The sequence below is a fragment of the Actinosynnema sp. ALI-1.44 genome, assembly GCF_001984155.1.
GTDB lineage: Bacteria > Actinomycetota > Actinomycetes > Mycobacteriales > Pseudonocardiaceae > Kibdelosporangium.
The window spans coordinates 370,156-383,076 of the sequence record NZ_MTQO01000046.1 but is presented as its reverse complement, the minus strand read 5'-3'; the positions used below and the strand labels follow the sequence as shown (position 1 = coordinate 383,076).

Below are 12,921 nucleotides of genomic sequence, written 5' to 3'. Positions count from 1 at the left end.
CCTCCTGGTTCGTCCGGACGATCGTAGCCACAGTGACGGCCCGTTCGTGGCGGAACACGAACAAGCCGTCACTTTGAGTGCCGATCAGGCTGGGTCGATCAGGACGGCCGGTAGCGGGTCTCCAACATGACGCAACCGTCCTCGGTCCGATAAGGACCGTGGGGCATGCCGGGCGGACGGCAGGCGAAGTCGCCCGCCCGGAACGTGCGGTCGAGCGTGAGGTCGTGCAGGGAACCGTCGAGGATGTACACCTCTTCGACGTAGTCGTGCGTGATCACACCGGCGGGCGTGGTGTCCAGGCCGGGCACCCAGCGCGCCAGCCTCGTGAGGACCTTGGGGTCCTGCCCGTCGCGGGACAGCACCCGTTCCGCGACACCGTCCTGCACGCTCTGCTGCCACGGGATGTCGTCGGCATGGAAGAACTCGCGTTCGCCTTTCACCACGCCATACTGTCAGTTCCGTGCTTGGTCGTGCTGCTCGAGAACACGCCCTTTCTACCAAAACGTAGTGTGATCGAAAAAATGATCCGTCACTCGATCGGGGGGTATTGGTGTTCGGCAATCCCTGGGTGTTCGCCTGGCGCGTTGACACGCCTTTGCGGCACTCCCTATCTTGGCGATCCCCTTAAGAGGGTGTCTCACGTGGTTGATCATGGTCTGCCATGATCGTCTCTTGTGGTTGATGATCTGTCGCGGCGGTTGGTACCGGACGAGCTGTGGGCGTTAGCGCAGCCGTTGATCCCAGGGTTTGATCCGCGGCCGCAGGGTGGCGGGACGGCACCGGTGGATAACCGTGCGGTGTTCACCGCGATCGTGTTCGTGTTGACCAGCGGGTGCGCGTGGCGGTACCTGCCGCCGTCGTTCGGGGTCACGGTGCCCACCGCGCATCGCCGGTTCACCGAGTGGACCAAAGCCGGTCTGTGGCGCCGGCTGCACCGCGCGGTGCTGGACGAGTTAGGCAGCCATGGCCTGATCGACTGGTCACGGGCGGTCCTGGACGGAGCCTCCGTCCGAGCCAAAAGGGGGGACCTATGACCGGGCCAAACCCGGTCGACCGCGGCAAGACCGGCTCGAAGATCCACGTGCTGACCGACCGCGCCGGGATACCGTTATCGGTAGCGGTGTCCGCCGCCAACACCAACGACTCCTCCGCCCTCAAGCCTCTGGTGATGGCCATCCCCGCGATCAAGTCCCGGCGTGGACCCCGCCGCCGCAAGCCAGCCAAGCTGCACGGCGACAAGGCCTACGACCAGATCGAGCTCCGGCGCTGGGTGCGCGAGCAAGGCATCGCCGTGCGCATCGCCCGCAAAGGAATCGAATCGAGCACCAAGCTGGGCAAACACCGTTGGGTGATCGAACGATCCATCGCCTGGCTGTTCGGCTACCACCGACTCAACATCCGCTACGACCGCTACGCCAACCACTTCTGCGCCTTCCTCACCCTCGCCGCCACGCTCACCTGCTACAAGAAACTCCGAAAAGCAGCCACATGAGACAAGCTCTAAGGGGTATGCCTCACAGCAGGGAACATCGATGGCAGTGCTGGAACAGTCGCGGACCGCCGACCTGTGGTCCAAGGTGCCCGCGGACGCGTTCAAGCAGTTCCAGGCACACACCGGCCCGTTGACGCGGGCCATGCTCCACGAAATCGCGCGGTCGGAGCCGGAATACGCCCACGTACTGGAAGGCGACTTCGGAGAGGCATTCGTCAACGGGGTGCGCGTCTCCGTCGAGCAGTACGCCGCCGCCGTTGGCAACGCGGATTCCCCACCGGCCGACATGGAGGTGTTCCGCGAACTCGGCGCCCAGGCGTGCGCCGCCGGGCACAGCCTCGACACCCTGCTCGGCGCGTACCGCGCCGCGGCTCGGGCGTCATGGTCGTACGTGTCGGCCTTCTGCCGCGCACTCGGCCTGCCCGCCGACGTGCTGTGCGCGGTCAGTGAAGCGGTCCACCTGCACATGGACGAGGTCTCGGCCCTGTCCGCGGACGGGTACGCGATCGGAAGCCCGCGCATCCGCACACAGAAGCGCGACCGTCTGCTGCACCTGATCCTCACCGACCCGACCGCCTCGGCGGACACCGTGACCCGTCTGGCCAAGGCCGCGGCCTGGACGGTCCCGAACACGCTCCACGCCATCGCGTGGGACCACCCAGGTGATGCCCCGCCCAGCGAGCCCGTGCTGAACGACGAGATGCTGTCCCGTTTCGACGGCCGGAACTCCTGCGTGCTCACGGCGTACCCAGACCGACTCGGCGGCGTCGACCTCGGCGGGTGGCGCGTCGCGGTCGGACCACGGGTCGCGTTGGCCGAGGCGGCGACTTCCCTGCGCCACGCCCGCCGGACCCTGGAACTCGTCCGGTCCGGCGCGATCGAGGACGCCCCGGTCCTGTGGGTGTCGGACCACCTGACCACGCTGATGCTGACGAACGAGAGCGTCCTGCTCGACGCCTGCGCCGAGCAGACCCTCGGCCCGATGCGGGGACTGACCGACCGCCAACGCAGCAGGCTCTCGGAGACGCTGTCGGCCTGGTTCATCACCGGTGGCAAGACGCTCAAGATCGCGGAGTACCTCCAGATCCACCCGCAGACGGTGCGGTACCGGATGAGCAGGCTGGAAGAGCTCTTCGGTGAGCGCATGACCGACCCGGCCCAACGCATGACGCTGATGCTGGCACTGCGCGCGACCGGCCCGAATTCTCACCAGGATGCTGGAGCATGATTCGGCCAGGAGTACGGCGTGGCGGCGATGCGACTGATGGTGTACTTCACGATCAGATCGCGCTTGGGTTCAGCCACCCATCCTCCGGAGCCATCGACGGTGATCGTGTGTTCTCCTGGTGTGGCTTTCAGTTCCACTGAGTCGTGGGTACGCGTCTTGTAGCCGTACTGACCGTCCGGTCCCAGGACAAGAACGTCGAGTATGACTGGTGCGCCCGTTTGGTCCCACCGGTCGAGGTAGTTGGCGCGTTGGGCGACGGGTTCGGCGAACAGGTCGTCGAAGGTGCGGGGCTTGGGGTGCTGCCAGATCGGAACGTCGTCGACCTTGATGCCGCCGACCGAGGTCAGTCCGTTCCCGGTCTCGGTGTACTTGGCGCTGGTGAGCGTGACCCGGGTCAGAGTGCAAGCTTTCGCGGCCTCGTCCGGACACCGGTGCCAGTTGGATACGGCGTAGTGGTCGGACAGGTTGCGTTCGAGGTGATAGTAGAATACGGAATCGGTGTGTTTGCTGGGATAACGCCGTTCATATTTCGGAGACCAGATGTGATGCACCGCGTTGACGTACTGGCTCGGATGTGGGTGCCCCTTGCGGTAGAGCACGTGATCGAGCAGCTCGGTGGTTTCCGTGCCGCTGTAATAGCGCGAACGGGTGATCATGTTGCGCTCGGTGTCGAAACTGTAGGCCTTCCTGCTGTTCTCGCCGACGTTCTTGGGGAAGTACTTCGTCGGCTCGACGGTGGTGAGGGTCTGGTTCATTGACAGATATTCGGTGCTGTCGTACATGTCCACATTGAGATCACCCGCGATCACGACTCGCTCCCCGGCTTTCGGCGTGGATATCTCCACCTTGGCGTCCTTGTCGGCGTTCTTGATCCACTGGCTGGGGGACGTGATGAACATGTTGATATCGGTGAACTGCTGCTTTCGTTGGGGCACCCCGTGATGTAGGTTTGATCCCTTGTTCCGACAGTCGGCGTCATCTGACTGGGTGTGTGTGCCGACGACGTGAAGTGGTGCCCGGTGGGGTGGTTCGATGCGGACGTAGGCGAATCCCTTGTCCGAGTACCAGTCTCCGCCGCACAAGGTGTCCGGTGTGTACTCGACGCCCACCTGCTTGGCGATCTTCCATTTGCTGAGAACCACGACACCGCCGTTGTAGTTGGCCAGACCTTTGTGGCGGTCGTGGTACCAAGTCCATTTCGTGTGAGTGTTCGCGCCGACGATGGGTGTTCGGTAGGGATACGCTGATGCGAGCTGGTCGAGGAACTCGTCGGCCCGATCCTTCTCGTATGGGTTGAGTGTTTCCTTGACGTAGAAGAACTCTGTGAGCACCAGCACGTCGTTCGCCAGTAGATCCGCGCTGTTCCGCAGGTTCTTCGCGCGCCCGATGTTGTCGTGACCCTTGATGAGTCCGCCCATCTGCATCGCGTTGAACGTCATGATCTTCGGCTCCGGCCCCGCGGGTGGGACTGCCGAAGGCCTCACTGGCTCGGCCGTGACGCTCAGCCCGTGCCAGAGCAACAAGGCCACAACCATCCCGATCAGGCGGACCCGTTCACAACGAGAACCTTTCGGTTCAACCTTCCCGCACACAGTCACACTCGCAATCACTTGGGGAATCTGCGGTTCGTACGGCGGATTCCGCCGCACGAACCGCTCGCTCAAACAACTCAGTCGTCGTAGAGCACCTTGAACTCGGCGTGCTGCTCATCACCCTTTTGTGGGCACTTCTGCGTGGTGATGCTCAGGTCGCGGTGAACATCCTGTGGCTCGCACTTGTTCGTCTTGAAAATACTCGCCGGAGTGTCGAAATAGATTTTGAAAGAGACGTGGGGATGCTTTTCGAGGTAGTAGGTGACCCATCCTTCGGTGCCGGAAGGTGAACCCTGTCGACCTTGTGACGCGAAAGCCTTTTGTTCTGTCTTCTCGGGGATGGCCGTGGGCTCCTGCATCCATTTACCCCATATGAGATCTGTCTTACTCTTGTCGGTGGTGACAGGTATCAGCTTGTCCCTGGTCCTGTTGTTGATGGTGGCGTGGAACTGGTGCGCTTCGCCCCGGGGTTCGACCTGGTTCTGGGAAGTCGCCTTGCTGGACGGTTGTGCTGCGGAGGCAAATGAGCTCGCGGGGATCAGCAGCGTCGTTGCGACCGCCATGGCGATCGACGCTTTCGTCAGGTTAGGGAAGGTAATGCTCATGCTGGTATGTCTCCTAGTCTGTCGAATGACGCGGCAAATCCCGCGACGGGATGCCGCCCGGTGATCATCGAGTGTCTGACCCGGTATGTGCGGGCCGACATACTTCCCGATGGGTCCGCATGTCGAACATACACAGAGGCATAGCCGATCGGGAGCACCGTGATCCGGTGTTAGCCGTTTGTGCCGCCTGCGTCCCCTGTCTGGCAGATGCGGGTCACGAATCGTCGCGTTGCTCCCCGCCGACGAGCAGGCCGCAACCTGCAAGGCGAACACGGTGGAGGGACGGGTCCACGATGAGTCACGTGATTCCGGGAATCTGGTTGTCAGTATTTCCGGGAACGGGTATGACGAAAAGCAACAACCCCGGTGTTTCGTTCAGAATCGGTCTCACCGCGCCAGAGGTCGAGCCGACAGTGTTTGGGTTGCTGCTGTTCGTATGAGGTTGTTGCCCTTGGATGCCCGCGCCGTGCCGCGGCACACGTGACAACTTTCCGTCATCTGCCGCCGCTCCGGTGTGGGGGACCGGTCGTCGCTTGACCTGGAGTGCGCTCCAGCACCTAGCGTCGATGGCACAAGGTCGTCAGCAAGGGGAGTTTCCACAATGAACACCATTCCGAGCCGGTACCTGGGTCAACTCGCGGTTTCCGCGCAAGGCCTGGGGTGCATGGGGATGAGCCACGGTTACGGCGCGAGCGACGACGACCAGTCGATCGCGACGCTGCACCGCGCCATCGACGAAGGTGTGACCCTTTTGGACACCGCCGACTTCTACGGCTTCGGGCACAACGAGGAACTGATCGGACGGGCCGTCGCCGACCGGCGCGACGAAGTGGTGCTGGCCACGAAGTTCGGTTTTGCCAACCGCCTCGGCGAGCCCACGCTCATCCGTGGCGACGCGGACTACGTGCGACAGGCGTGCGACGCGTCGCTGCGCAGGCTCGGCGTCGACCACATCGACCTGTACTACCAGCACAGGGTGGACCCGCAGGTGCCGATCGAGGAGACGGTCGGGGCCATGGTGGAACTGGTGCGGGCAGGCAAGGTCCGTTGTCTCGGGCTGTCCGAGGCCGGCGCGGCCACCATCCGCCGGGCACACGCCGTGCACCCGATCACCGCGCTGCAGAGCGAATGGTCACTGTGGACTCGGGACCTGGAGGCAGAGATCGTGCCGGTCTGCCGTGAGCTGGGCATCGGCCTGGTGCCGTTCTCCCCACTGGGCCGGGGTTTCCTCACCGGGCAGTACGCGTCCGTCGAAGGGCTTGCCGACAACGACGTGCGCCGCGGCCAGCCGCGCTTCGCCGACGGCAACCTCGAACGCAACCTCGCGATCGTCGCCAGGCTTCAGGAACTCGCCGCGGCCAAGGGCGTCACCGCCGGTCAGCTCGCGCTGGCGTGGGTGCAGCACCGGGGCGCGGACGTGGTGCCGATCCCGGGCACGCGGCGGCAGAAGTACCTGGTGGAGAACCTCGCGGCGCTGACCGTGGAACTGTCCACCGAGGACCTCGCGGCCATCGAGGCCGCGGCCCCGCCCGAGCAGGTCGCAGGCACCCGGTACGACCAGACCAGCCTCACCTTCGTCAACGGGTGAGCCCGCGCCCGTGCGGTGGCGCGCTCGGTACCGGAGTCCTATCTTCACAGAGAGTGGTCGGGTCACGGGAACTTCTGCCCGCTGTCGGACGACCAACTGGACGTCATGGTGTCTCACTGAGTAAGGACGGCTTCGCCGATGTCACGCGCCACCCGCGGGAAGAATCCACTGACCAGCCGCAGCGGGCCCTCGGTCAACCTCGTCATCACCATCGGGCTGGTCGTGGTGGCCGCGCTGGTGATCGGCGGGATCCTCCTGTTCAACCGGTCGGATGACAAGGCCACGGCGGTGCCCGCGGACACACTGGTGCCCGCCGGGTCGCACATGCTGTCCACAGCGGACTCCCAGCGGGTCACCCTGGTGGAGTTCCTCGACTTCCAGTGCCCGGCCTGCGCGTCCTACTACTCGAACATCACCAAGAAGGTGGAAGAGGACTACCAGGGCCGGATCACGTTCGTGCCCCGCAACTTCCCGCTCGACATGCACCCGCTGGCCGTGCCCGCGGCCCGCGCCGCGGAGGCCGCGGGGCTGCAGGGCAAGTACGCCGAGATGTACCACGCGATCTACAACGGCTACCAGGAATGGGCGGTCTCGGGTGAGAACGTCAACTCCGACGTGGCCGCGGCGACGGCGAAGTTCGAGCAGTACGCCACCACGATCGGCCTCGACCTGGCCAAGTTCCGCACCGACGTGGCGTCCCCGCAGGTGCAGGCGGTGATCGACAAGGGCATCGCGGACGGGCGGGACGCGGGCGTCAACAGCACCCCGACGTTCTTCCTCAACGGCGTGAAGTTCGAGCCGTCCGGCCGGACACTGGCCGACGTCGACCGGCAGTTGCGCGCGAAGATCGACGAGGCGCTGGCCGGATGACCGCGAACAGGCGCCTGGCCTGGCTGTACGTCGTCGGTGGCGGGTTCGGCCTCGTCGCCGCGGCGGCGCTGACCCTGGAGAAGATCGCCAAGCTGCGTGACCCGGCCTACGTGCCGACCTGTTCGCTCAACCCGGTGGTGTCCTGCGGCTCGGTGATGGACAGCGCGCAGGCGGAGGCGTTCGGGTTCCCCAACCCGTTGCTCGGGATAGCCCTGTTCGCCGTCGTGATCACCACCGGTGTGGCGACGCTGGCCGGGTTCGAGCCGCCTCGCTGGTACCGGATGGCGATGCAGGTGGGGACCGCGTTGGGCGTCGTGTTCGTGCACTGGCTGATCGCGGCCAGCCTGTACGACATCCACGCGCTGTGCCCGTACTGCATGGTCGTGTGGGTCGTCACCATTCCGATCTTCTGGTACACGACGCTGGACACCTGGCCTGCTCTGGCGCCGCTGCGCCGGGTGCACAGCGTGGTCCTGGTCCTGTGGTACCTGGTGATCGTGGTGCTGATCCTCGTGGAGTTCTGGTACTACTGGCGAACCCTGCTGTGACCGGGCCTCAGCGGCTCGCAGTCAGTTCGCGTTCCTCGGCCCGCTGAGGCGTGACCAGCAGGACGAGCCCGATGACCAGCAGCGGCACGACCCCGAAGCCGAGCGCGATCGCACCCCCGAGCCGCTGGGACCCGAGGAGGTCCGCGATCCACGGCAGCCGCAGCGACCGGTGGAACGGCTCGCCGATCGCGGAGTCCCGCAGCAGACACGCCACCCCGAACACCGCCTGGGCGGCCAGCGCGGTGAACACCATGAGCCGCCTGGCGGCCAAGGAGATCTCGGGCGCGAACGCCGAACAGAAGAACGCCCACCCGGTGAGCAGGAACCACACGTGGATGCCGGTGCGCACGATCGGCTGATCCAGCGACCACTCGAACACACCGGTGAAGTACACGAGGTGGAAGGAACTGGTGAACAGCACGGTCGCCAAGACCGGGTGCGGCAACACCCGCCGGTCACGCGGCATGCCGAGCGCGAGCAGGACGGGGGAGAGGACCGCAAGGACCAGCGTGCCGAGTACGTGCAGGCTGAACACGGCGGGGGCGTAGCGGCCGATGCCGGACGACGTGGCCAGCAGGATCCCCGCACAGCCCGCGAGCCACAGCGGTAGCCGGAAACCGCTGTGCCGGAAGGCCAACGCGGCCAGCACGACCGCGCCTGTGCCCAGCAGCAGGTCGAACCGCCAGTCGGTGACCAGCTTGCCGAGATCAGGTGGTCCATTGAGGACATACCCGAGTTTCAGCTCGACAGTCGGCACCAGCTCGTTGTGGTCGGGTGGCGGTGTACGCGCCAGTGCGGCGGCGAGCCCGATCGTCACCAGCATCACCAGGACTTCGACCGCGCCAAGCCTGAGCAGGGCACGACCGGTCCTCGTCCGGACGACCTCGGCGACGCCGTGGCGTCGCTGGAAGAACCCGAACACGCCGAGCAGGACGAGCGCCGCCGCTTTGGCGACGATGAGAAGTCCGTACGAGGTGGTGACCAGGTTAGGCGGCTTGACCCGGACCAACGCGTTGATGACGCCGGACGCGGCCAACGCGATCCAGCACCACAACGCCAACGCCGAGAACCGCGTGACCGCGGTCGTGAGGTGCTCGCCCTTGCGGTAGGCCAGGATCGCGACCAGTCCACCGACCCACAGCGCGGCGGCGACCAGGTGCGTCAGCAGGCTCGACGTGGCCCAGTCGTGGTCACCGCCGCTGGACGAATGCCCACTCGACGCGACGGGAACCAGGCCGAACAACGCCAGGCCCAGAAGCACCCTCGCGGCAGGCTGTGATGTCGCCCGGGTGGTCGCTGCCATGATCACGGCCGCGGTGAGAGCCGTCAGCAGCCAGGCCCGCGTCGGCTCCACGGCGAAGGCGAGTTCGACAAGACGGTCCCACTCGAGGACGTACCCGAGCGGACGCGCGTAGACGTCAGCCAACGTGAACGGCACCGACAACAACGCCGCCACAGCCCACACGCCAGCCGCCCACCCCGCGATCCTGATCGGAACCCGCTCAGGCGACGGAAGCAGAAACGCGGCGAGCAACAACCCGCCGACGCACACGACAGCGGCCACTTCGGCGAGAACCCGGACTACCGGCAGCCCGTAACTGGCGTACAGGTCCGTTCCACGCAGTCCCGCGACGACGAAGTCGTTGCCGGTGACCGACAGCAGCCCGACCGCGACCAGGCAGGCCACCAACGTTCCGAGCCCCAGTAAGGCACCCGTCCTCGGAGATACGCGCACGCGCGGAGCCTAGAGGTCAGGACCGGTTTCACCACGCCGATATGCGCCGCTCAGCTATTCACCGCGTCTAGTACTACGGACACGGTAGATTTATTAGTGACGAAAATAGCGACTCAAAACGGCACGGAAGACGGACGCTGTATCAGGGGCGTTCCGCGCCTGGCCACTCCAGCCGGTCGCGGACGAGCTCGGTGAGGGGGTGATCCGCGGTCCGACGAACTCCATCAGGTCGCTCAGAAGTCCTTCCAGCGCTGAGAAAGCCCCGGCGGCATCACCCGACTCCAGTTGCCAGCGCGCGAGGGCGGTACGGGTGGCCAAGGGGTCGATGTGGCAGGGCCCGAGCACGCGGAGCCGATCGGCCAGCAGCTCCTGGAACACGGCCTGCGCTCTCGCCGGATTCCCTGTTTCGCCTTGCAGCCGCGCGAGTTCGTGGCGGGTGATCATGGTGTCCACGTTGTCGCGGCCGAACAACCGTTCCCAGTCGGGCAGGAGCTTGGCCGACGTCCAGATGATCAGGTCGACAGCCGGATCGTGCCACCGGTCCCACGCGTGCGCGGCAGCGATCTGTGTCTTGCCGACCCCGCCCAGCCCGGTCAGAACGTGGACCGGCGTGTCGTCGAGGGCCGCACGGGGGACGTACGCGGCGACCCGAGGGGGCGGTGACCCCACCCGTTGACCACCTGGTGCGCGCGTCCGATTCCACTGTCACACCCGATTGGACAGCTCCGGCCCGAACGTGGACACCGAACCCACGACGGACTGGAGACTTCGATGATCGCCTTGGCCCACAGCATCTACGACGCTCTGCCTGTTATCACCACCTGCCTGCCTGCGGCCACCGCGGCTCTCGCGTTCAGCGTCGGTGTTCACCGTGCTGTGCGTTACTGGCGGCGGCGATGACGATGCCGTCAGGGCGAATGATCGCAGCTTGGTAACCCCGTCCGTAGCCCCCGTAACGCGCGCGGCGAGTCACCGATGCATGTGGTGCGCATCACGTGACTTGAGGGGGTCGGTTGGTGCCCAAGGAAAACAGGCAGGGCGGTCTGCGCAAGGCGATCGGGTACAGCCGCCGAGCACCGGGGCAGCTCACCGCACTGTTGGTAGTCCTGGTACTCGTGTGTCTCGCGGCGGGGCTCGGTGCCGCGCTCGACGTGCAGCGACGGCAGCAAGTGCTGGGTGGGGTGATCGACCGCGGCGGGCCACTGACCGGTGCCGCGGTGGAGATCTACCAGTCGTTGTCGGACGCCAACGCCACGGCCGTGAGCGCGTTCCTGGTCAGCAGTGTGGAACCGGCGGACATGCGTGCGCGGTACGAGTCCAACATCAACGAGGCGTCAGCGGCGTTGTCGACCGCGGCGTCGGGGTCGCCGACGGGGGAGAGTGCGGCGACTGTCACCCGGTTGGCCGTGTACCTGCCGCGATACGCGGGTTTGGTCGAACGGGCGAAGGCGTACAACCGGCAGGGGCAGCCGCAGGGCGCGGCGTACCTCCGGGAGGCCTCCCATCTTGTTCAGTCCACGATGTTGCCTGCGGCTCAACGGCTGTTCCACGCCGAGACCACCCGATTGGCACAGGCGCAGTCCGACGCCGGTGTGATCGGCTGGGTGTTTCTCGGTGTGGGGATGCTGGCGTTGGGGGGATTGGTGGTGGTGCAGGTCTACCTCGCGCGTGCGACTCGCCGGGTGCTGAACGCGGGGATGCTCGCGGCCACTGTGGCGGCGGTGGCCGCGTTCTCGTGGTACGGCATCGCCACGACGAGCGCGGCCGAGCGCAGCGTCGCCAGTCGCCAGTCCGGTTCGGCCGCGGTCGAGGCGTTCGCCGAGGCGCGGATCAAGGCTCTTGAGGCGCGTAGCGATGAGGCGTTGACGTTGGTGGCCAGGGGGAACGGCCGCTCCTATGAAGATCATTTCATCAGTGTCCGCGACGAGTTGAACAACGGGATCCTCGAGCGTGCCCGTGCTGCGGCGGGTGATGAGACGTCCGGGCACATCAGGAACGCCATCGACGCCTGGTACAGCTGGGTGGAACGCCATCGGGACCTGCGCAGTCAGGACGACACGGGCAGCTATGACGATGCCGTGCGGCGGGCGACCAGCGGGGACTCAGGGTTGTTGTCCAGCAGGGTCGACACGGAACTCGGTGCCGCCATCGCCCGTGCCGCCGACACGTTCCGGCGTGAGGCGGTTCAGGCGCGGGACGCGCTGGCTGGTGCGGGGATCGGGATCGGTGTGTTGATGGTGCTCGCCGCGTTGGGTGTGTGGTTCGGGTTGACACCGAGGATTCGGGAGTACCGATGAGGATCCTGGTGGTGGTGGCCGCCGCTGTGTTGGTGGGCGCGTGTGGTGCGCAGACGCAGGACTCCGTGCCGGTCGGTGTGCCGTCGGTGGTCGTGCTGCCGTCGGGTGTGCAGGATCCCGCGGTGGTGCCGGATGTGAGCACGAAACCGTGCAACCCCAAGGAAAGCCTGCGGCCGGGGCCGTCCGTGTCCGGTGGTGCGGTGGCGGAGATCAAGGCGCGTGGCAGGCTTGTGCTCGGCGTCGGGTCCAGCGCGTACCTGCTCAGCCACCGTGATCCGATCAGCGGGCGGATGCTGGGCTTCGAGGCGGAGATCGCGCGGGAGATCTCCGCGGCGATCTTCGACGGTGACCGGGACAAGATCCAGTTCAGGTCGTTGAACGCGGCCGAGCGCATCTCGGCGGTCCGGGGTGTGGACGACTCCGGCAAACCGGTCGAGCGGGTCGACATGGTGATGGCGGGCATGACCATGACCTGTGACCGGCGGGAGAAGGTGGCGTTCTCCGCCGAGTACTACTCGGCCGGCCAGCGGATACTGGTGAACAAGGGGTCGGGCATCCGGAGCAAGGACGACCTCGGCGGCAGGAAGGTCTGCGCGTCGGCGACGAGCACCAACATCAGGACGCTGGCCGAGTTGCCCGCGAAGCCGATCCCGGTGGCGGCCGCCAACACGAGCGACTGCCTGCTGTTGCTCCAGCAGGGCCAGATCGACGCGGTGTCGACCGGCGACGTGATCCTGGCCGGGCTGGCCGCGCAGGACAAGGCGACGGAGATCGTCGGGCCCTCGTTCACCGAGGAGCCGACCGGGATCGCGATCAAGCGTGAGTCGTCCGACCTGGTGCGGTTCGTCAACGGTGTCCTGGAGTCCATGCGGGCCAGCGGCAAGTGGCAGACGTTGCAGGGCGACTGGCTCAGCGAGTACATCGGAGGCGCGACGCCGCCCGTTCCTGTGTACGCGGTGGAGTGAC

Annotated in this window: 12 protein-coding genes; 7 read left to right on the top strand and 5 right to left on the bottom strand. The window is 66.0% G+C overall.

Annotated elements, in window-relative coordinates; all coding sequences use genetic code 11:
- Window positions 1-98: 98 nt before the first annotated feature.
- Entirely contained in the window at window positions 99-440 is a 342-nt protein-coding gene (locus tag ALI144C_RS24655) for a cupin domain-containing protein (RefSeq protein WP_143230834.1), read from the bottom strand.
- Window positions 441-674: 234 nt separating this feature from the next.
- On the opposite strand from ALI144C_RS24655, the gene ALI144C_RS53470 reads away from it, so the two are divergent.
- Both ALI144C_RS53470 and ALI144C_RS24640 read left to right on the top strand, forming a co-directional pair.
- Window positions 675-1,492, top strand: a protein-coding gene (locus ALI144C_RS53470; RefSeq protein ID WP_143230833.1) for an IS5 family transposase whose coding sequence is annotated in 2 segments (ribosomal slippage) — window positions 675-1,017 and window positions 1,017-1,492 — 819 coding nt in all. Because the reading frame shifts where the segments join, the coding sequence is not laid out codon by codon here.
- A gap of 40 nt (window positions 1,493-1,532) precedes the next feature.
- Window positions 1,533-2,720: a PucR family transcriptional regulator gene (locus tag ALI144C_RS24640; protein WP_076989494.1), complete on the top strand. Its 1,188-nt coding sequence runs from the start codon at window positions 1,533-1,535 to the stop codon at window positions 2,718-2,720.
- On the opposite strand, the gene ALI144C_RS24635 is transcribed toward ALI144C_RS24640, so the two are convergent.
- Together ALI144C_RS24635 and ALI144C_RS24630 are read right to left on the bottom strand one after the other, a co-directional pair.
- Window positions 2,699-4,159, bottom strand: a complete 1,461-nt coding sequence (locus tag ALI144C_RS24635) for a sphingomyelin phosphodiesterase (RefSeq protein WP_168211337.1) — start codon at window positions 4,157-4,159, stop codon at window positions 2,699-2,701. The genes ALI144C_RS24640 and ALI144C_RS24635 overlap by 22 nt on opposite strands.
- Before the next feature lie 230 nt (window positions 4,160-4,389).
- On the bottom strand, window positions 4,390-4,917 hold the full coding sequence (locus ALI144C_RS24630) for an aegerolysin family protein (RefSeq protein ID WP_076989492.1): 528 nt from the start codon (window positions 4,915-4,917) through the stop codon (window positions 4,390-4,392).
- A 601-nt stretch (window positions 4,918-5,518) separates the two neighbouring features.
- Between ALI144C_RS24630 and ALI144C_RS24625 the strand changes: the two genes are divergently transcribed.
- The 3 genes from ALI144C_RS24625 (at window position 5,519) to ALI144C_RS24615 (ending at window position 7,923) form a co-directional block, all read left to right on the top strand.
- Window positions 5,519-6,505 (top strand): aldo/keto reductase, encoded by a 987-nt coding sequence (locus ALI144C_RS24625; protein ID WP_076989491.1) that lies wholly within the window; start codon window positions 5,519-5,521, stop codon window positions 6,503-6,505.
- Between the two features lie 138 nt (window positions 6,506-6,643).
- On the top strand, window positions 6,644-7,375 hold the full coding sequence (locus ALI144C_RS24620) for a DsbA family protein (RefSeq protein ID WP_076989490.1): 732 nt from the start codon (window positions 6,644-6,646) through the stop codon (window positions 7,373-7,375).
- Window positions 7,372-7,923 (top strand): vitamin K epoxide reductase family protein, encoded by a 552-nt coding sequence (locus ALI144C_RS24615; protein ID WP_076989489.1) that lies wholly within the window; start codon window positions 7,372-7,374, stop codon window positions 7,921-7,923. The genes ALI144C_RS24620 and ALI144C_RS24615 overlap by 4 nt, the downstream gene beginning before the upstream one ends.
- Before the next feature lie 7 nt (window positions 7,924-7,930).
- Here ALI144C_RS24615 and ALI144C_RS24610 read toward each other — a convergent pair whose 3' ends face one another.
- Both ALI144C_RS24610 and ALI144C_RS24605 read right to left on the bottom strand, forming a co-directional pair.
- Window positions 7,931-9,658: a cytochrome c oxidase assembly protein gene (locus ALI144C_RS24610; protein ID WP_143230831.1), complete on the bottom strand. Its 1,728-nt coding sequence runs from the start codon at window positions 9,656-9,658 to the stop codon at window positions 7,931-7,933.
- 93 nt (window positions 9,659-9,751) lie between these two features.
- Window positions 9,752-10,327, bottom strand: a complete 576-nt coding sequence (locus ALI144C_RS24605; protein ID WP_076989487.1) for a hypothetical protein — start codon at window positions 10,325-10,327, stop codon at window positions 9,752-9,754.
- A gap of 347 nt (window positions 10,328-10,674) precedes the next feature.
- Here ALI144C_RS24605 and ALI144C_RS24600 point away from each other — a divergent pair, with 347 nt between their 5' ends.
- Window positions 10,675-11,955: a hypothetical protein gene (locus ALI144C_RS24600; protein ID WP_083753343.1), complete on the top strand. Its 1,281-nt coding sequence runs from the start codon at window positions 10,675-10,677 to the stop codon at window positions 11,953-11,955.
- Window positions 11,952-12,920 carry a glutamate ABC transporter substrate-binding protein gene (locus ALI144C_RS24595; protein WP_076989485.1) on the top strand — a complete coding sequence of 323 codons (969 nt, stop codon included), beginning with the start codon at window positions 11,952-11,954 and terminating at the stop codon, window positions 12,918-12,920. Before ALI144C_RS24600 ends, ALI144C_RS24595 begins: the two co-directional genes overlap by 4 nt.
- Window position 12,921 lies beyond the last annotated feature (1 nt).

Bases quoted from the DNA above. Each gene is read 5' to 3' on its own strand.
- ALI144C_RS24640 (WP_076989494.1), top strand. From the start codon at position 1,533: ATGGCAGTGCTGGAACAGTCGCGGACCGCCGACCTGTGGTCCAAGGTG.
- ALI144C_RS24635 (WP_168211337.1), bottom strand. From the start codon at position 4,159: ATGACGTTCAACGCGATGCAGATGGGCGGACTCATCAAGGGTCACGAC.
- ALI144C_RS24630 (WP_076989492.1), bottom strand. From the start codon at position 4,917: ATGAGCATTACCTTCCCTAACCTGACGAAAGCGTCGATCGCCATGGCG.
- ALI144C_RS24625 (WP_076989491.1), top strand. From the start codon at position 5,519: ATGAACACCATTCCGAGCCGGTACCTGGGTCAACTCGCGGTTTCCGCG.
- ALI144C_RS24620 (WP_076989490.1), top strand. From the start codon at position 6,644: ATGTCACGCGCCACCCGCGGGAAGAATCCACTGACCAGCCGCAGCGGG.
- ALI144C_RS24615 (WP_076989489.1), top strand. From the start codon at position 7,372: ATGACCGCGAACAGGCGCCTGGCCTGGCTGTACGTCGTCGGTGGCGGG.
- ALI144C_RS24595 (WP_076989485.1), top strand. From the start codon at position 11,952: ATGAGGATCCTGGTGGTGGTGGCCGCCGCTGTGTTGGTGGGCGCGTGT.